This window comes from Streptomyces sp. NPDC127190, assembly GCF_042672505.1.
Classification (GTDB): domain Bacteria; phylum Actinomycetota; class Actinomycetes; order Streptomycetales; family Streptomycetaceae; genus Streptomyces.
The window spans coordinates 31,600-48,325 of record NZ_JBHXVE010000013.1 but is presented as its reverse complement, the minus strand read 5'-3'; the positions used below and the strand labels follow the sequence as shown (position 1 = coordinate 48,325).

The window sequence follows — 16,726 nt, the reverse complement described above, 5'->3', positions numbered from 1 at the left end:
TCAGAACCTACAGGCGACCACTGACAACCGGCACGACAAGGGTCGGGCACCGGGCTCACCAGCTGGTCTTGCGGTGCAGCATCCACATCATCATGATCGTCGACGGGTCGAGGGCCTGCTCGCCGCCGGAGATGTCGTCGCTCGCGGCCACGTACTGCCGGCCCTGCCACAGCGGGATCAGCCGGGCGTCGTTCACCAGGATCTGCTGGGCCTGTTCCACGTCCTTGACGGTCTGCGCGCGGTCGCTCTGCGCGCGCGAGTGGGGCAGCAGCTTGCCGGTGATCTCCTTGGCCGGGTACGGCGTGCCGAGCGCGTTGTGCTCGCCCACGAAGGGGGCGATGAAGTTGTCCGCGTCGGGGAAGTCCGGGAACCAGCCGCGCCCGAACACCGGGTACTCGCCCTTCTGGTAGCCGACCACGTAGCTCTTCCAGGGGCGGCTCTTGAGGGTGATGGTGAACAGCCCGGAGGCCTCCAGCTGCCGCTTGAGCTCCTGGAACATCTGGCCCGTCTCGGAGCCGTAGCGGTCGGTGGTGTACCAGAGGGTGAGCGGGACCGGCTGGTGGATGCCGGCGGCGGTCAGCAGGGCGCGGGCCTTGTCGGCGCTGGGGTCGCCGTAGTCGTCGAAGAAGCCGGTGGTGTGCCCGGTCAGGCCCTTGGGGATCATGGAGTACAGCGGGTCGACGGTGTCCTTGTAGACCTTGTGGGCGATGGCGCCCCGGTCGATGACCTGGGCGACGGCCCTGCGCACGGCGGGCTGCTTGGCCCAGGGGTCCTTGGGGTTGAAGACCAGGTAGCTGATGTCGGTGCCGGCGCCGTCGACGAGCTGGAGGTCGGTGGTGGCGTGCTGCTGGAGGGCGAGGATGTCGTCGGCGGCGAGACCGCGGTAGGTGACGTCGATCTGCTTCGCCCGCAGGGCCTTGACCATGCTGGACGAGTCCTGGAAGTAACGGATGGTCACCGCGTCGTTCTGCGGCTGGGCGAAGCCGTGGTAGTTGCCGTTGCCGACGAGGACGGCCTCCTTGTCCTCCTCGTACGACTGGAGCTGGTAGGGCCCGGAGCCGAAGACCTTGCCGTCCGTGCGCAGCGAGCGGGCCGGGTAGTCGTCGGGGTCGACGATCGACATGGCGGGGGTGGCCAGCACGAACGGGAAGGTGGCGTCGGACTGGTTGAGATGGAAGACGATGTTCCGGTCGCCGCTCGTCTCCACCCGGTCCAGGCTGTCGAGCAGGCCCGCGGGGCCGCCGGGGGCGTTGATGGTGCGGATGCGGTTGATGGAGTAGGCGACGGCCCGGGCGGTGAGCGGGTCGCCGTCGGCGAACTTCAGGTTCGCGCGCAGGGTGCAGCGGTAGGTGCGGCTGCCGGAGTCGGTGAAGGAGCAGCTCTCGGCGGCGTCGGGCTGCGGGGTGGTCGCGCCGTTCGGGTAGGCGAGGAGCGTCTGGTAGATGTTGCGGTACAGCTCCCAGGAACCGTCCCAGGCGCCGGCCGGGTCCAGGGTGCTCGGCGCACTGGTGGTGCCGACCACGATGGGCCCCTTGCCGGCCGGGTCTCCGTCGGAGAACAGACCGCATCCGGTCAGCAGGGATATGGACGCGATCGCCGCGACTCGCCGCAGGAATCGGTTCCGGTTGAACACGCGCACGCTCCTCGATCTGCCGTACCAAGGGTCGGCAGACCATACCGCAGCGTCCGGCTAGTCGAACCACCCCTGGAATCCCGGCTCTTGATCGATTGCGCTGTGACGACGTTGTCATCCCACTGGGTGGATCGTGTACGGCGTTCCGGGCGCCGATCCGTCGGAAGTTCGGCGCCCGGAACGGACGATCAGCTGACGCCGGCGTTGAGGAAGATGCCGCCGTCCAGGACGAGCGTCTGACCGGTGATCCAGTCGGACTGACCGGAGGTGAGGAAGGCCGCGGCGCCACCGATGTCGGAGGGCAGGCCGAGCCGGCCGAGCGGGTAGGCGGCGGCCGCCTCGTCCTCGCGGTTCTCCCACAGCGCCTGGGCGAACTTGGTCTTGACCACGGCCGGGGCGATCGCGTTGACCCGGACCTTCGGCGCGAACTCGTGCGCCAGCTGCTGGGTCAGGTTGATCATCGCCGCCTTGCTGACGCCGTAGGCGCCGATGAACGGCGAGGGCGCGAGGCCCGCGACCGAGGCGATGTTGACGATCGCGCCGCCGTTCTCCTTCTGCCAGGCGTGCCAGGCCTTCTGGGCGAAGCCGAGCGCGGAGATCACGTTGGTGTCGAAGACCTTGCGCGCGACGTTCAGGTCGAGGTCCGCGAGCGGCCCGAAGACCGGGTTGGTGCCCGCGTTGTTGACCAGGAAGTCCAGGCGGCCGAAGGCCTCCATGGTGCGTTCGACGGCCTCGGTCTGGTGGTCCGGGTCATGGGCCTTGCCCACGACGGCGATGACCCGGTCGGCGCCGAGCCGGTCGACGGCCTCCTTCAGGCTGTCCTCGGTGCGGCCGGTGATGCAGACCCGGTCACCGCGCGCGACCAGGGCCTCGGCGATGCCGTACCCGATGCCGCGGCTGGCGCCCGTGATGAGGGCGACCTTGCCGGAGAGTTCCACGGAAGTCATGGTGCGTGTTCCTTAGTTGAGCGGGCCGCCGGCGACGTACAGCACCTGGCCGGAGACGAAGCCGGCCGCCTCGCCGGTGAAGAAGGCGATGGCGTTGGCGATGTCCTCGGGCTCGCCGACGCGCTGCACCGGGATCTGGGTGGCGGCGGCCTTCTTGAAGTCGTCGAAGCCCATGCCCACCCGGTCGGCGGTGGCCTTGGTCATCTCCGTGGCGATGAAGCCGGGGGCCACGGCGTTGGCGGTGATGCCGAACTTGCCCAGCTCGATGGCGAGGGTCTTGGTGAAGCCCTGGAGACCGGCCTTGGCGGCGGAGTAGTTGGCCTGGCCGCGGTTGCCGAGCGCCGAGGAGGAGGACAGGTTGACGATCCGGCCGAAGCCCGCGTCGACCATGTGCTTCTGCACGGCCTTGGTCATCAGGAAGGAGCCGCGCAGGTGCACGTTCAGGACGGTGTCCCAGTCCGAGACGCTCATCTTGAACAGCAGGTTGTCGCGGAGCACCCCGGCGTTGTTGACCAGGATGGTCGGCGCGCCCAGCTCCGCGGTGATGCGGGCGACGGCCGCCTCGACCTGCGCCTCGTCGGACACGTCGGCGCCGACCGCGATCGCCGTGCCGCCGGCGGCGGTGATCTTCTCGACGGTGTCCTTGCAGGCGGCCTCGTCCAGGTCGATCACGGCGACCGCGCGACCCTCGGCGGCCAGCCGTACGGCGGTGGCGGCCCCGATGCCGCGCGCCGCTCCGGTGACGACCGCGACCCGCTGTTCAGTGGTGGACATTACTGCTTCTCCTCGCCCTTGAGAGAACCTGTCGGGCCCCTCGGCAGGGACCCCTCGTGCGCGGTGAGCGACCGCTTAGTACCTTCAGCACCCGTGACGCTAGAAGGCCTGGCACCCGGTGTCAACGGGGCGCCCGGCCGGTGTGATCCATTACCTCACCAGGAGGTCCAGCAAGCGCTCCGCCTCGGCCGCCGGGTCGGTGGTGAGTCCGGTGTGCACCGGACCCGGCTGGACGACGGTGGAGCGGGGCGCGATCAGCCAGCGGAAGCGCCGGCCGGCGTCGTCCCGGGCCGCCTGCCCGGCCTCCTCGCCGCCCGCGCAGATCCTCTCCACGGCACCGAGGGCGGCCCGGATCCCGTCCGCGTCCGCCGCCGGGTCCAGGGCCCGCAGCCGGGCCTCGTCCAGATGGGTGCGGGCTCCGACGTAGCCCCGCGCCCGGCAGTAGAGGATCACGCCGGCGTTGATGTACTCGCCGCGCTCGATCCGCGGCACGACCCGCAGCAGCGCGTACTCGAACACGTCCCGGTCGCCGCCCTGGCCCGCCCGGGTGATGTGCCGCTCGGTGACATGGCCGGCCACGTGGATGTGCCGCTCGCTCACTTGCCCTCCTCGATACCGGTGATGCGCTCGGCGATGACGGCCGCCCGGGCCAGCAGCGGGCGCGCATAGGCCCGCCGCAGCTCGTCCGGGGTGTCGAAGCCCGGCTCGTCGACCAGCCAGGCGTCGGGGATCTCGGCGGTGACCTCGGCGAGCAGGTCCTCGGTGACCAGGGGCGCCAGCTCGGCCGCGGCGGCGGTGACGTCCGGGGCGAAGCGGGCGAGGGCGTGGTCCGAGGCGTCGTAGGGGCGGGCGGCGGAGGCCCCGGCGGAGGGCCAGTTGTGGTGCCAGATCATGGTGGCGCCGTGGTCGATGAGCCACAGTTCGCCGCGGTGCACCAGGAGGTTGGGGTTGCGCCAGGAGCGGTCGACGTTGTTGACGAGCGCGTCGAACCAGACGATCCGGCCGGCCTCCTCGGGGCGCACCGGGAAGGCGAGCGGGTCGTAGCCGAGGGCGCCGGAGAGGAAGTCCATGCCGAGGTTGGCGCCACCGCTGCCGCGCAGCAGGTCCTGCACCTGCTGTTCGGGCTCGCCGAGGCCGAGGACCGGGTCCAGGCGCAGGGTGACCAGCCGGGGCATCCGGAACCCGAGCCGCCGGGCCAGCTCGCCGCACACCACCTCGGCCACGAGCGTCTTGCGGCCCTGTCCGGCGCCGGTGAACTTGATGACATAGGTCCCGAAGTCGTCGGCCTCGACGAGTCCCGGCAGCGATCCCCCCTCACGCAGCGGCGTGATGTAGCGGGTCGCGGTGACTTCCTTGAGCATCGCCCCAGGTTACTGGGGCGCGGCCGGGACCGGCCGACAGCTCGCGCACCGCTGCCTGCGCATGCCCGGGCGGCGAGGATCGGGGTTCCCCGTCTGAACAGGTGGCGCCCGGGGGCCTTACCCCTCGGCGGACCACGAACCGCACCGCGGAAGGGAACCCCCACATGACCAGCGCATCGCTCAACTCCCCCGCCGGACCGGCCCGCCGTACCGTCGTGGCGGCGGCCGGAGCGGCGGGGCTCGCCGCCGCGCTGACGGCCTGCGGCTCGGGCGACGACTCCTCGAAGAGCGTGACCACCGGCTCCGGCACCGCACTGGCCAAGACCTCCGACATCCCGGAGGGCGGCGGCAAGGTCTTCAAGGACCAGGGGGTGGTGGTCACGCAGCCGACCGCCGGCCAGTACAAGGCGTTCTCGTCGAAGTGCACCCATCAGGGCTGCGCGGTCAGCAGCGTGGCGAACGGGGTGATCGTGTGCCCGTGCCACAACAGCCACTTCTCCGCCGAGGACGGCAGTGTGAAGCAGGGTCCGGCGACCCGGCCGCTGCCCGCGGCGAAGATCACCGTCTCCGGCGAGGACATCACGCTGGCCTGACCCGTGCCAGATGGCCGAGGACCTCGTCGGTGGTCGTGACCGTGGCGACCAGCGCGAGGGTGTGCCGGACCAGCTGGGGGGTGTAGTCGGCGGGCACCCCGGCGATGGCGTCGGCCGGGACGACGACCGTGTAGCCGAGGTTGACGGCGTCGAACACCGCGTTGGGCACGGCCACGTTCGCCGAGACACCGGTGACGACCAGCGTGCGGCAGCCGAGATTGCGCAGCAGCGGGTCGACGTCGGTGCCGTGCAGCGGGGACAGGCCGTGCAGCCGCCGTACGACGAGATCCTCGTCGCCGACCTCGATCGGGGGCGCCACGCGCACCGCCGTGCTGCCGCTGAGCTGCTGCACCGGGAGGCGTTCGGCGGCCCGGAACAGGCGGGCGTTGCGGCTGGCGCCGCGGCCGTCCGGGCGGCGCTCGGCGATGGCGTGGATCACCTGCACACCGCTCGCGTGGGCGGCGGCGACCAGCCGGGCGACATTGCGCAGGGCGCCGGAGGCGCGGGCCGCTCGGGCGAGTTCGGGCAGTGCGCTGTCCGGTCCGACGACCCCCCGCTGGCACTCCACGGTCAGCAGGACGGTGTGCACGGGATCGAGCAGCTCGGCGAGCCGGTCGTACGACGGCATGAGGGACCCCCTTGATTTTCTGACGGAATGTCAGAGGATCGCTCTGACACGATAGTTGGCCGGTTACAGGGGACAGAAGAGGGGGCCGCATGAGCGTCAGTCAGCAGCGCAGGGGCCGGAGGATCATGATGACGCCCGGCGAGCTGGACGCGTTCCTCACCACACAGCGCACCTGCCGGGTCGCGACCGTCTCGGCCGACGGCACCCCGCATGTGAGCGCCCTGTGGTTCGCCTGGGACGGCACCTCGCTGTGGCTGTACTCGGTGGTCCGCAGCAGGCGCTGGGCACAGCTGCGGCGCGATCCGCGCGTGGCCGTCGTGATCGACTCCGGCGAGGAGTACGACGAGCTGCGCGGGGCCGAGCTGTCCGGGCGGGTCGAGTTCGTGGGCGAGGTGCCGCGCACGGGTGAGCTGTGCGCCGAACTCGACACCCCGGAGACCCTGTTCGCCCGCAAGAACTTCGGCCTGGAGGAGATGCCGCACGACGGCCGGCACGCCTGGGCCCGGCTGACCCCGGAGAAGATCGTCTCCTGGGACTTCCGCAAGCTGGGGACGCGCTAGGGGGCTAGGGCCGGCTCACCTGGCGGGCGGCTGACTGGAGGGCGTCCACGGCCGCGCGGATCGAGGGCCGGCGGTCCGCGTCCGCCCGCCAGATCACGTAGACATGGCGGCGCACGCGGGGCCGCACCGGCACCAGGACGACCCCCTCGGGTACCGGGTGGCGGCCCAGCAGCGGTGCGATGCACACGCCCAGCCCGGCGGCCACCAGCCCGAGTTGGGTGTGGGTCTCCCCGGCGCGGTGGCCGACGATCGGCTCGACGCCCTTGGAGCGGAGCGTGAACATCAGCCACTCGTGGCAGAACTCGCCCTCGCCCCAGGTGATCCACTCGTCCTCGGCGAAGTCGGTGAGGTCCACCTCGGCCCGGTCCGCGAACCGGTGCCCGGCGGGCATCGCGACATCGGCCGGGTCGTCCAGCAGGGGCGCCTTGACCAGGCCGTCCGGCACCGGCATCGGCTTGTTGTACCAGTCGAGGACCACGGCGAGGTCGAGGTCGCCGCGGACGACCGCCGCGATGCCGCGCTCCGGCTCCAGTTCGCTGGAGCGCACCCGCAGCCCCGGGTGCGCGCTGCGCAGCGCGCCCAGGGCGGCCGGGAAGAGGCCGCGGGCGGCGGTCGGGAACGCGGACAGCCGCAGCTCGCCGACGACCTGGCCGCGGTGCGCCTCGAGGTCGGACTCGGCCAGCTCTACCTGGGAGAGGATGCGTGCCGTGTGCTCCGCCAGCAGCCGGCCGGCGTCGGTGAGCCGTACCCCCCGGCCGTTCTTGGCGAGGAGCTGCTGACCGACCTCCCGCTCCAGCTTGCCCAGCTGCTGGGAGACGGCGGAGGTGGTGACGTGCAGCGCTTCGGCGGCCGCGCTGACCGAGCCGTGCCGGGCGAGGGCGTCCAGGGTGCGCAGGCGCTCCAGATTCAACATGTAAGGGATTCTAAGAGGTACCTGAGGGAAAATCTCGATTGTGCTACGAGATCGCCCAGGGCATCGTGGAGGGCATGAGCACCCCCGCCCCGAGGACGGCCCCCGCGCCGCGACCGCAGTCCCCCAAGCTCCCCACCCGCACCCCCGCCTCCGCCCCGGCCGGCCCGCGCGCCCGCCTGGACTGGCGGCTCCGCTTCGGCGCCCTGTCGCTGATCTGGGGCTTCAGCTTTCTGCTGATCAAGGTGGGCACGGAGGGCTACGCGCCCTTCCAGGTCACCCTGGGGCGGCTCGTGTTCGGTACGGCGGTCCTGGCGGCGACGATGGCCGTCAAGCGGGAGCGGCTGCCGCGCGGAGCGCGCCTGTGGGGCCACATGGCGGTCGCCGCGTTCTTCCTGAACGCCCTGCCGTTCTCCCTCTTCGCCTACGCGGAGCTGACGATCCCGTCCACGCTGGCCGGCATCTGCAACGCGACCTCCCCGCTGTGGGGCATGGCGCTGTCCCTGGTCGCACTGTCCGAGGACCGGCCCACCCGGGTCCGCGTCGCCGGGCTCGGCCTCGGCTTCCTCGGGGTGCTGACGGTCCTCGGAGCCTGGCAGGGCTTCCACGGGCTGGACGCCACGGGTACGGCGATGGCACTGCTGGCCTCGCTGAGCTACCCCGTCGGCTGGATCTACGTCCGGCGCACCCTCGCCGGCACCGGGAACTCGCATCTGTCCATGACCGGCGGCCAGCTGCTGCTGGCGACGGTCCAGCTGGCCCTGGTCACCCCGCTGTTCACCGACCTCCCCGCCCATGTCCGGCTCGTCCCGCTGCTGGCGATCGCCGCGCTGGGGGCGCTGGGCACCGGGCTGGCCGTCCTGATCCAGTACGGCCTGGTCGCGGAGGTCGGGCCGACCACGGCACAGATGGTCACGTACTTCATCCCGGTCATCGCCACCGCCGCGGGCGTAGCGATCCTCGGCGAGTCGCTGCGCTGGACGACCCCGGTCGGCGCCGTGATCGTCCTGGCGGGAGCGGCACTGACCCAGGTGCGCCGCAAGGCCGGCTGAGCCGGCGCCGTCCTCAGGCAGTGCTCCGGTCACCCGTAGACGCGCTCCGGAGACGGCCGTACCGCCGCCGCCACCGCCTCGGCCAGGGGCTCAATGTCCTCGGCGGTCAGGGTCGAGACGGTGATCCGGACGCCCGGGGGGCTGTTCAGCCGGAAGCGGGCGCCCGGTGCGACCGCCCAGCCGGCCTGGAGCAGCCGGGCCACCGCGACCGTCTCGTCGGGGACCGGGACCCAGACGTGCAGACCGCTGCGGCCGTGGGCGGTCAGGCCGTGGCCGGCGAGCGCGTCGATCAGGAGCTGCCTGCGGTTCCGGTACGCCGCCGCCACCGCCGCCCGGTCCACGGCGCCCTCGCTCCACAGCCGCACCACCGCCCGCTGGAGCAGCAGGCTCACCCAGCCAGGCCCGAGGCGCTGGCGGCCGCGCACCCGGTCCAGCGTGACCGGGTCCCCGGCGAGGACGGCGAGGCGCAGATCGGGGCCGTAGGCCTTGGCCACGGAGCGGACGAAGGCCCAGTTCCGGGTGACACCCGCGAGGGGGTGCAGCGGCTGGTCGACGATGCCGTTGCCGTGGTCGTCCTCGATCAGCAGGGTCTGCGGATGCTCCCGCAGCACCGCGCGCAGGGCACGCGCGCGCGTGGCCGACACCGCGGCGCCGGTCGGGTTCTGGGCGCGGTCGGTGACGATCACGGCGCGGGCCCCGGACTCCAGCGCGCGGCGCAGATCCTCGGCGCGCGGTCCGTCGTCGTCCACGCCGACCGGGAGCGCGCGCAGCCCCAGCGCGGGCACCAGGTCGATGACGCTGCCCCAGCCGGGGTCCTCGACGGCGACGGCGTCGCCCGGCCGGAGGTGGGCGACGAGCACCCGCTCGACGGCGTCGAGGGAACCGGAGGCCACCATGACCGGCCCCTCCGGGACGCCGTCCGCGTCGAGTTCGGCGCGGGCGAGGCGGACGAGGTCCGGGTCGACAGGCTCGGCCCCGTAGAGGACCGGATCGCGGTCCGCGGCCTCCGCCGCCGCGGCGAAGGCCGGGCCGAGGCGGGGCATCAGGGCCGGGTCGGGGTTGCCGGCGGCGAGGTCGCGGCCGCCCGGCGGCACCTGGACGCGCAGCTCCTTGCGCCCGGTGGTGGCCGGTTTCGCCCGCACCCGGCTGCCCCGGCGGCCGGCGGTCTCGATCACCCCGCGCTCGCGCAGGGTGCGGTAGGCGGCCGCCACCGTATTGGGATTCACCCCGAGCCGGGCCGCCAACTCCCGCATGGGAGGCAGGGGTTGGCCCGGCTTCAGCTCGCCGGAGCCCACCGCGCGCTCGACGCTCGACGCGATCTCGGCTGCGCCGCGCCCTTCGATCGGATATTCTCCTAGCACAAAGCCAATTATGCACTAGTGCAATAACTTTTTCACGGAGGACCGCCATGCCGGGCACGACCGAGGAACCGCAGTCCGCCTCCTACCCCGCCACCGACCGCACAGTGCCCACGCGCTCGGCGGACCGCGCGTCGTACGACAAGGACGTGGTGCACGCGATACTCGACGAGGGTTACGTCTGCCACCTCGGCTTCGTCCGCGACGGCGCGCCGGTGGTGCTGCCGACCCTGTACGGCCGGGTCGGCGACCGGCTCTATGTGCACGGCTCCACGGGTTCGCGCCCGCTGCGGATGGCCGGCCAGGCCGATCCGGGTCTGCCGGTGTGCCTGACGGTCACCCATGTCGACGGCCTGGTGCTGGCCCGGTCCGCCTTCCACCACTCGATCAACTACCGCTCGGTCGTGGTGCACGGCGTCGCGCACGAGGTCACCGACCCCGAGGAGCGGCGACTGGCGCTGGACGCGCTGGTCGACCATGTCGTCCCGGGCCGGGCCGCCGACTCGCGGCCCGCGAACAAGAAGGAACTGGCCGCCACCGCCGTGATCCGCCTGGACCTGGAGCAGGTCTCGGCGAAGATCCGCACCGGCCCCGCCAACGACGAGCCCGAGGACCTGGACCTCCCGCACTGGTCCGGCGTGGTCCCCCTCCGCAAGGGTTACGACACCCCGATCCCCAACCCCGACCTGGCCCCGGAAGTGCCCCTGCCGGACTACCTCTCCGCGCACTAGCCCGAACGCCCAGCCCGCTCCGTCCAGGGCAGCCCCCTCAGGCCGCCGTGCCCCGCGCGGACAGCTCCCTTTCCGCGCCGCCCGCCGCCACCGGTTCCGCGGCCCCCTTGGCCGGTGTCGAGGACTGGGCGATGAAGGCGCCGACCAGCACGACCGCGCCACCGGCGACCTGGGGAGCCGACAGGTGTTCGCCGAGCAGTACCCAGGCCAGCACCGTCGCGATCACCGCCTCCAGGCAGGCGACGACCCCGGCGACCTGCGGCGACAGCCGCCGCACCGAGAGCACACCGGTGACGTACGCGACGACGGTGGCGACCAGGACGATCCAGCCCAGCAGGGCGAGAGCCGGTACGGCGGTGCCGTTCAGGTCCGCGGAGCCGGTCAGCACCGACCACGGCATGGTCCAGGGCCGGGCGACGACCGTCAGCACGGCCGCGCCGACCAGCAGGCCGTAGGCGATGACGCCGAGCGGGTCCGGTGCCTCCGCGCCCGCGTCGCTGCCCTGGTCGGCCAGGACGAAGTAGCCGACCTGGCAGCAGGCGGCGCCGAGCGCGAACAGCAGGCCGAGCGCGTCGAAGCTCAGCCCCGACCACACCTCGACCACACAGGCGAGCCCGCCGGCCGCGAGGACCACACCGAGCGCGGCGGCCCGCGAGACCGGCCGCCGCTGTACGAACCGCACCCAGCCGAGCACCAGCGCGGGAGCCAGGTACTCGATGAGCAGCGCCACCCCGACCGGGATACGGGAGAGCGCGGCGAAGTAGCAGGCCTGGACACCGGCGACGGCCAGCAGCCCGAACCCGGCGAGCAGCGCGGGGCGCCGGCGCAGCAGGGCGCGGTGCCGGACCGCGAGGGGAAGCATCACGAGGGCGGCGCCGGTGACCCGCAACCACACCACGTGCAGCGGGTCGAGGCCCGCCTCGATCAACGGCTTGGCGGCCACTCCCGACCCGCCGAACGCCACCGCCGAGGCCAGCGCGAGACCGAGTCCCGCCCCCTTGCCCCGGCTGCCCTGACTGCTCTCAGACGTATGCACCGGCACATCATGACAGCGGACGACAGGAGCGTCATCCCCCATGACACCTGTCTCAGGAGATGGACGGACACCGGCCCGGCAGGTGCCCCGTCAGCAGGCGGCGCCCTGGTCGTCCGCGCCCGCCTCCACACCGCGGTCGAGGCGGGTGCGCAGCTCGCGGGCGGGGATACCGGCGCGCTCGAGCACCTGGACGGCGCGGGACTCCGGGTCCGCGATGAGCGCGGCGAGGAGATCGGTGCCGGCGGCGCGGGGCTCACCGCGCCGGTGCGCCCGCGCCCGGGCCTCGACGAGCGCCGCGGCCGCGACCGGCGACCAGCCGCCGGAGCCATCGGAGCCGGCGGAGCCGTCAGGCCGGGCCACGACGGCTATCGCCCCGGAGTCCTCCACACTCCCCTGCCAGCGCAGCCCGTATCCGATACTGCGCTGCACGAGATAGCCGAACAGCCGGGCGAGCTGCGCCGGTCCGCCGACCGCGGCACGCACCTCGGGGTCGTGCTCCAGCAGGGAGTGGAGCAGATGGGCGGTGTCGATCTGCCGGTCCCCGTCCCGCACGGCCCGGCGGCGGGCAGCGGCGACGATCGCGGCACAGGCCGCGCCGAGCCCTGCGGCGTCGTCCGGGCACGGGCTCGCCTCGTCAGGGGCGGTCGGGCCGACTATACGGGAGTGCACATCGCCTACCCCATCAGTCCCCACGGGCCGGGTCATCCCCGAGCGGAACCATTTTCGCGTCCCACGCAGAGTGGACATCGCCGGTCGGGATCTCCTCCTTGGGGAGGAGATCAGGCCGATCCGGTCCACGGGGGCGCGCGCCGGCCTGGCACGCGCCCTGAAGGCAACCGGCGCACGCCTGGGTACGTCCCACAGGGACATGGAGAGCGTGGGCGGGTGCTGGCTCGTGGCGCTGCCGGCGGTGGACGGCAAGCAGTACGTGTACCGGGTCTACGCACCCGAGGACGCAACGCTCGCCGACCTGTTCTGGGAGGCCTGGCACTGCCACGACGAGAGTGCGCTGCCGCGCGCCTGGGACGCGTTCGACGCGGCGGAGATACGGCGCGTGGGCCGGTCCGCGCCCGACACCGACCATTCCTGACAGTTCATCAGTATTGAATGTTCGCCGTCGTGCGGCTACGTTCCGCGACACCGCAGCCGGATACACCCGACTCGAACCCGATCCGAAGGGGTGGTCGCATGGCCGAAGTCAGCGCGGAGGCACGCATCCAGGCACCGGCCGAGAAGGTGTGGGGCCGGCTCACCGACTGGTCGTCGTACGGGGAGTGGAACACCACCCACACCGGCTTCCCCGAGGGCGGACCGACGGACCTCGCCGTGGGCGGCACCTTCCGGGAGAACATGAAGCTGATGGGCTTCCCGGCGGAGGTCGACTGGACCGTCGAGGAGCTGGAACCGGCCCGGGTGCTGGTGATCCGCGGCAAGGGTCCGATGGCGGTGGCGCTGACCACCCGCTACACGCTCACCCCCGCCGGCGACGCCACGGCCGTCCGGATCGACGGCGAGTTCACGGGGGCCGCGGTGTCCCTGATGGCGGGCAAGCTGAAGGACTCGGCCGGTGCCGCCCTGACCGAGTCGCTGCGCAGGCTGGCCGCGCTGGTCGAGTGAGCGGGGGGCGGGGACATCCGAAGGCGCCCCGCGCGGTGTCCACGCGGGGCGCCTCGGCCGCCGGTCGGGTCTCAGTGCTCGTCGGCGAGGATGAGGTACAGCTTCTTGCGGGCGTCGTTGAGGACGGCCAGCGCCTTCTCGCGCTGCTCCTTGCTGCCGGTCTTGCAGACCTGCCCGAAGGCCTCCATCAGACCGGAGCCGGCCTGGCGGATCTCCCCGAGCGCCTCCCAGTCGACCCCGCGCGAGGCCTCCTCCCACGGCGCCTCGGCCCCCTCCTCGGCGGCAGCGCGGCCGCTCTCGGTGAGGGAGAACAGCTTCTTGCCGCCCTCGCTCTCGCTGGTGATCAGGCCCTCGTCCTCCAGCAGTTGCAGCGTCGGGTAGACCGAGCCGGGGCTGGGCTTCCACGCGCCGCCGCTGCGTTCGGCGATCTCCTGGATCATCTCGTAGCCGTGCATGGACCGCTCCTTGAGCAGGGCCAGGATCGACGCGCGTACGTCGCCGCGCCGCGCCCGCCCCCGCGGGCCGCCCCGCCCTCGCGGCCCCCAGGGTCCCGGCCCGAACCCGGGGCCGAACCCCGGACCACCGGGCCCGAACCCGGGTCCGCCCGGACCCCCCGGCCCGAAGGGCCCGAAGGCGGCCCGCCGGCCCTCGAATCCACCCATACCCCGTCGGCCGAAGCCCTCGTGCCGGTGTCCACGCTCGTATCCATGGGAACGCATCGCGATCACTCCATTTCCATCGCCGATCTTTCACGTCTGCATCGCGTATCGTTCGCGATGCTTCGACGATATATCGGAACCGATCGCATAACAAGCCCCTCCTCAAGCCAGACCCGGCCCTCAGCGAGTCTCGCCCGGCTCCTTCCTGTCGAAGGCCACGGCGACGGCCAGGCTGTCTTCGTAGACGTGATGCCGGGTGACAAGACCGTCTTCGACGGTGAGGTGCAGGGCGAACCGGGCACGGTAGGCACGCCCGGTGGAGCGGGCGGTCTGCCGGATCTCGCCGAGCACCACCGCGTCGCGGCCGTCGACGAGGATGCGCTCGATCTCGGTCGCCGCCTGCCCGGGCACATGGTGATCACCGAGCTCGCGGTAGTGGGCGGCGGCATCGGCGCGGGTGGAGCGGTGCCGGATCCATGGAGTGGCGGTCCGACCGTGCTCGGCCTCCGGCCAGTCCAGCTTCCAGTCGCAGGCCACGGCATACAGCTCGGCGATGCTCTCCGGATCGCCCTCGCCGATCCGGCGCAACAGCTCCTCCACGACAGCGCGCGTGGCCGCGGCAGCGGCTACGGACATGACTCATCACCCCGATCCGATCTGCCGCGTCCGCATGACGCGACAGGCCGGCATTCTCACCGGCGCCGGCAGACCGCTGCCATTACCTCCCGGGTAACGGCGCACGCGGCGAACGTGGCTTCCGCGCCGGAAACGGGCAATCGGAAGGGGTGGGAGAAGACTGCGAAGAGGTGCCCGACGCCGTGCGGCTCGCGGCGCGGCTGGGGAACGTGTTCTGGATCGGCGGCGGGAGTGGCGCGGGCAAGTCGACGATCGCCCGCCGACTCGCCGACCGCCATGGCTGGCGTCTCTACTCGACCGACGACGCGATGCGCGACCACGCGGAGCGGACCACGGCCGAAGACGCCCCGCTTCTGCACGCGTTCATCGCCATGGACATGGACGAGCGCTGGGTGAACCGGACTCCGGACGTCATGCTGGAGACGTTCCACTGGTACCGGGGCGAGGGCTTCGGCCTGATCGTGGAGGACCTCCTCCGCCTGCCGCCGGAACCGTGCGTCGTCGTCGAGGGGTTCCGGCTGCTGCCCCACCTCGTGCAGCCTCTGCTCGCCGCTCCGGAGCGCGCGGTCTGGCTGCTTCCCACACCCGCCTTCCGCCAGGCCGCCTTCCGGAGTCGCTCGGCACCGGGGGAAGGGTTCCTGTCGAAGACCAGCGACCCCGCGAAGGCCGGTCGCAACCTCGCCGAACGCGACCGCATGTTCACCGGACGCCTGGAGGAGGAGATCCGGCGCCTCCGGCTGCGCGCCATCCACGTCGACACCACGATGACGGAAGCGGAACTCACTGATCAGGTGAGCAGGGCGTTCCGGCTCTGACGGGCCGACCGGGATGATGTTGGCTATGGACATGACGACATCGAGCCGGGCTGCGGTCGAAGCGGGCTGGCAGAAGGTCCGCGCCGACGGCCGGGTCCGTCCGGAGCTGCTCGAAGCTGCCTGCGCCGAACCCCGCCTACGGCAGCTGTTCCCCTGGACCGGGATGGGAGAACTGCACTTCAGCCGCTGCACGGAGTGGCCGGGGACCTGGGACATCCCCTACATCCAGCCCGCGGCGGACGGCGGCTACGCGGTCTCCGGCCCGTCGCGAAGCCAGCATGTGGGACCGGCCGCGACGGCGCAGGAGGCCATCGCGATGGTGGTCGAACGCCTCCCCGCGAACGCCGGAGCGGTCTTCGTCGGGACCCGGGAGGAACTCGCGGCCCACGAAGCCACGGCCGGGTCCGCGGCCGCCGGCTCACCGGACCGCGACCGCTGCGCGGACTGAAGGGAGGGCTGCCGCACCCCCGGGGTGCGGCCGCTCAGCTGGCTCGCTCCGCCGCCCGCAGGGGGCACCCCGTGCCGACGCGGGCGGCGAGGTCGGCGCGCAGCGCGGACAGTTGAGCCATACGCTCGTCGATGACCTGGATCTTCTCCGCCAACAGCACGGACAGGGCGGTCGCGCTGTCCGGGGCGTCCCGCAGCTCCGCGCCGTGCCGGGCGATCTCGGCCAGAGTGAACCCGAGGGCCTGCGCGGTCCGGATGTAGTGCAGCCAGGGCACCGTCTCCGGCGGGAAGTCGCGATAGCCGTTGGGCCGCCGGTCGCCCTCGATCAGACCGATCCTCTCGTAGAAGCGCAGCGTGTCCCTGGACACCCCGGTCCGCGCGGCCAGTTCACCGATACGCATGACTCCCCCGTCAGGTCGCTCGACTTGACCTTGGAGCGTACTCCGCTGTTTAGCGTGGGCGGCGCCCGAGCGACCCCTGCCGAGGAGCCCCCGTGAACCCCGCCGCCCCCGCCTACCTCCGTCTCGTCCGCGCCAGCGGCTGGTACGACCTGATCGTCACCGCGTCCTTCGCGACACCATGGACCTACGCACTGGCCCACCACGCGCTGTCGGCGGCGGGTACCGCGAGCGGCCTCGGCCCCATGCCCGCGCTCACCCCGATGCAGACCCTGTACGCCAACCTGATGGGGTCGGTCGTGGTGGTGTGGTCGGTCCTGCGCGTCGTACGGCCCCTGCCGCTGCACGGTCTTCTCGACGGCACCGCACGCGCCCTGTTCGCCCTGTGGCAGGCGTACGCGCTGGCGCACGGCGGGCCCGGGGTGCTGTGGCCGTTCCTGGTGCTGGAGGTGTCCTTCGGGGTGGCGCAGCTCCTGCCGTGGCTGCGGCCGGCTGCGGCCACCCTGCGGAATCCAGGCCAGAACCCGTGAATTGGCCTTGGGTCGAAACCAACCGAAGCACCTAGCCTCGG

Annotated in this window: 22 protein-coding genes; 9 read left to right on the top strand and 13 right to left on the bottom strand. The window is 72.3% G+C overall.

Annotation, left to right across the window (positions count from 1 at the left end):
- Window positions 1–55 precede the first annotated feature (55 nt).
- From ACFVIU_RS20825 to ACFVIU_RS20805, 5 genes are all read right to left on the bottom strand, one after another.
- The gene (locus ACFVIU_RS20825) at window positions 56–1,633 is read right to left on the bottom strand and encodes an ABC transporter substrate-binding protein (protein WP_385844154.1); all 1,578 of its coding nucleotides are present in this window, start codon (window positions 1,631–1,633) and stop codon (window positions 56–58) included.
- Between the two features lie 188 nt (window positions 1,634–1,821).
- Window positions 1,822–2,580 carry an SDR family oxidoreductase gene (locus ACFVIU_RS20820; protein ID WP_385844153.1) on the bottom strand — a complete coding sequence of 253 codons (759 nt, stop codon included), beginning with the start codon at window positions 2,578–2,580 and terminating at the stop codon, window positions 1,822–1,824.
- A gap of 12 nt (window positions 2,581–2,592) precedes the next feature.
- Window positions 2,593–3,354, bottom strand: coding sequence for a 3-oxoacyl-ACP reductase FabG (gene fabG, locus ACFVIU_RS20815; RefSeq protein ID WP_385844152.1), 762 nt, complete (start codon window positions 3,352–3,354; stop codon window positions 2,593–2,595).
- 150 nt (window positions 3,355–3,504) lie between these two features.
- The gene (locus tag ACFVIU_RS20810) at window positions 3,505–3,954 is read right to left on the bottom strand and encodes a DUF3037 domain-containing protein (RefSeq protein WP_385844151.1); all 450 of its coding nucleotides are present in this window, start codon (window positions 3,952–3,954) and stop codon (window positions 3,505–3,507) included.
- Window positions 3,951–4,715 carry a HipA family kinase gene (locus tag ACFVIU_RS20805; RefSeq protein WP_385844150.1) on the bottom strand — a complete coding sequence of 255 codons (765 nt, stop codon included), beginning with the start codon at window positions 4,713–4,715 and terminating at the stop codon, window positions 3,951–3,953. The genes ACFVIU_RS20810 and ACFVIU_RS20805 overlap by 4 nt, the downstream gene beginning before the upstream one ends.
- Before the next feature lie 164 nt (window positions 4,716–4,879).
- Here ACFVIU_RS20805 and ACFVIU_RS20800 point away from each other — a divergent pair, with 164 nt between their 5' ends.
- Entirely contained in the window at window positions 4,880–5,308 is a 429-nt protein-coding gene (locus ACFVIU_RS20800) for a Rieske (2Fe-2S) protein (protein WP_385844149.1), read from the top strand.
- On the opposite strand, the gene ACFVIU_RS20795 is transcribed toward ACFVIU_RS20800, so the two are convergent.
- Window positions 5,295–5,936, bottom strand: coding sequence for a cysteine hydrolase family protein (locus ACFVIU_RS20795; protein ID WP_385844148.1), 642 nt, complete (start codon window positions 5,934–5,936; stop codon window positions 5,295–5,297). The genes ACFVIU_RS20800 and ACFVIU_RS20795 overlap by 14 nt on opposite strands.
- A gap of 89 nt (window positions 5,937–6,025) precedes the next feature.
- Between ACFVIU_RS20795 and ACFVIU_RS20790 the strand changes: the two genes are divergently transcribed.
- Window positions 6,026–6,496, top strand: coding sequence for a pyridoxamine 5'-phosphate oxidase family protein (locus ACFVIU_RS20790; protein WP_385844147.1), 471 nt, complete (start codon window positions 6,026–6,028; stop codon window positions 6,494–6,496).
- Between the two features lie 4 nt (window positions 6,497–6,500).
- On the opposite strand, the gene ACFVIU_RS20785 is transcribed toward ACFVIU_RS20790, so the two are convergent.
- Window positions 6,501–7,409 (bottom strand): LysR family transcriptional regulator, encoded by a 909-nt coding sequence (locus ACFVIU_RS20785; RefSeq protein ID WP_385844146.1) that lies wholly within the window; start codon window positions 7,407–7,409, stop codon window positions 6,501–6,503.
- 38 nt (window positions 7,410–7,447) lie between these two features.
- Here ACFVIU_RS20785 and ACFVIU_RS20780 point away from each other — a divergent pair, with 38 nt between their 5' ends.
- Window positions 7,448–8,458, top strand: a complete 1,011-nt coding sequence (locus ACFVIU_RS20780; RefSeq protein WP_385844145.1) for a DMT family transporter — start codon at window positions 7,448–7,450, stop codon at window positions 8,456–8,458.
- A gap of 29 nt (window positions 8,459–8,487) precedes the next feature.
- On the opposite strand, the gene ACFVIU_RS20775 is transcribed toward ACFVIU_RS20780, so the two are convergent.
- On the bottom strand, window positions 8,488–9,819 hold the full coding sequence (locus ACFVIU_RS20775; RefSeq protein ID WP_385844144.1) for an aminotransferase class I/II-fold pyridoxal phosphate-dependent enzyme: 1,332 nt from the start codon (window positions 9,817–9,819) through the stop codon (window positions 8,488–8,490).
- 47 nt (window positions 9,820–9,866) lie between these two features.
- Here ACFVIU_RS20775 and ACFVIU_RS20770 point away from each other — a divergent pair, with 47 nt between their 5' ends.
- The gene (locus ACFVIU_RS20770; protein WP_385844143.1) at window positions 9,867–10,547 is read left to right on the top strand and encodes a pyridoxamine 5'-phosphate oxidase family protein; all 681 of its coding nucleotides are present in this window, start codon (window positions 9,867–9,869) and stop codon (window positions 10,545–10,547) included.
- A 37-nt stretch (window positions 10,548–10,584) separates the two neighbouring features.
- Here ACFVIU_RS20770 and ACFVIU_RS20765 read toward each other — a convergent pair whose 3' ends face one another.
- Both ACFVIU_RS20765 and ACFVIU_RS20760 read right to left on the bottom strand, forming a co-directional pair.
- Entirely contained in the window at window positions 10,585–11,589 is a 1,005-nt protein-coding gene (locus tag ACFVIU_RS20765; protein WP_385844142.1) for a DMT family transporter, read from the bottom strand.
- Between the two features lie 84 nt (window positions 11,590–11,673).
- Window positions 11,674–12,252: a Clp protease N-terminal domain-containing protein gene (locus tag ACFVIU_RS20760; RefSeq protein ID WP_385844141.1), complete on the bottom strand. Its 579-nt coding sequence runs from the start codon at window positions 12,250–12,252 to the stop codon at window positions 11,674–11,676.
- A gap of 226 nt (window positions 12,253–12,478) precedes the next feature.
- Here ACFVIU_RS20760 and ACFVIU_RS20755 point away from each other — a divergent pair, with 226 nt between their 5' ends.
- A complete protein-coding gene (locus tag ACFVIU_RS20755; RefSeq protein WP_385844355.1) occupies window positions 12,479–12,673 on the top strand; it encodes a hypothetical protein in 195 nt (64 codons plus the stop codon).
- A 98-nt stretch (window positions 12,674–12,771) separates the two neighbouring features.
- Window positions 12,772–13,200, top strand: coding sequence for an SRPBCC family protein (locus ACFVIU_RS20750; RefSeq protein WP_385844140.1), 429 nt, complete (start codon window positions 12,772–12,774; stop codon window positions 13,198–13,200).
- A 71-nt stretch (window positions 13,201–13,271) separates the two neighbouring features.
- Here the strand turns inward: ACFVIU_RS20750 and ACFVIU_RS20745 are convergent, their stop codons facing one another.
- A complete protein-coding gene (locus tag ACFVIU_RS20745; protein ID WP_385844139.1) occupies window positions 13,272–13,919 on the bottom strand; it encodes a PadR family transcriptional regulator in 648 nt (215 codons plus the stop codon).
- A 120-nt stretch (window positions 13,920–14,039) separates the two neighbouring features.
- On the bottom strand, window positions 14,040–14,495 hold the full coding sequence (locus ACFVIU_RS20740; protein WP_385844138.1) for a nuclear transport factor 2 family protein: 456 nt from the start codon (window positions 14,493–14,495) through the stop codon (window positions 14,040–14,042).
- A 170-nt stretch (window positions 14,496–14,665) separates the two neighbouring features.
- On the opposite strand from ACFVIU_RS20740, the gene ACFVIU_RS20735 reads away from it, so the two are divergent.
- Together ACFVIU_RS20735 and ACFVIU_RS20730 are read left to right on the top strand one after the other, a co-directional pair.
- A complete protein-coding gene (locus tag ACFVIU_RS20735) occupies window positions 14,666–15,310 on the top strand; it encodes an AAA family ATPase (RefSeq protein ID WP_385844137.1) in 645 nt (214 codons plus the stop codon).
- A 31-nt stretch (window positions 15,311–15,341) separates the two neighbouring features.
- Window positions 15,342–15,758, top strand: a complete 417-nt coding sequence (locus ACFVIU_RS20730) for a DUF6193 family natural product biosynthesis protein (protein ID WP_385844136.1) — start codon at window positions 15,342–15,344, stop codon at window positions 15,756–15,758.
- Window positions 15,759–15,792: 34 nt separating this feature from the next.
- Here ACFVIU_RS20730 and ACFVIU_RS20725 read toward each other — a convergent pair whose 3' ends face one another.
- The gene (locus ACFVIU_RS20725) at window positions 15,793–16,158 is read right to left on the bottom strand and encodes a MerR family transcriptional regulator (RefSeq protein WP_385844135.1); all 366 of its coding nucleotides are present in this window, start codon (window positions 16,156–16,158) and stop codon (window positions 15,793–15,795) included.
- Window positions 16,159–16,250: 92 nt separating this feature from the next.
- Between ACFVIU_RS20725 and ACFVIU_RS20720 the strand changes: the two genes are divergently transcribed.
- Entirely contained in the window at window positions 16,251–16,685 is a 435-nt protein-coding gene (locus ACFVIU_RS20720) for a hypothetical protein (protein ID WP_385844134.1), read from the top strand.
- Window positions 16,686–16,726: the final 41 nt, after the last annotated feature.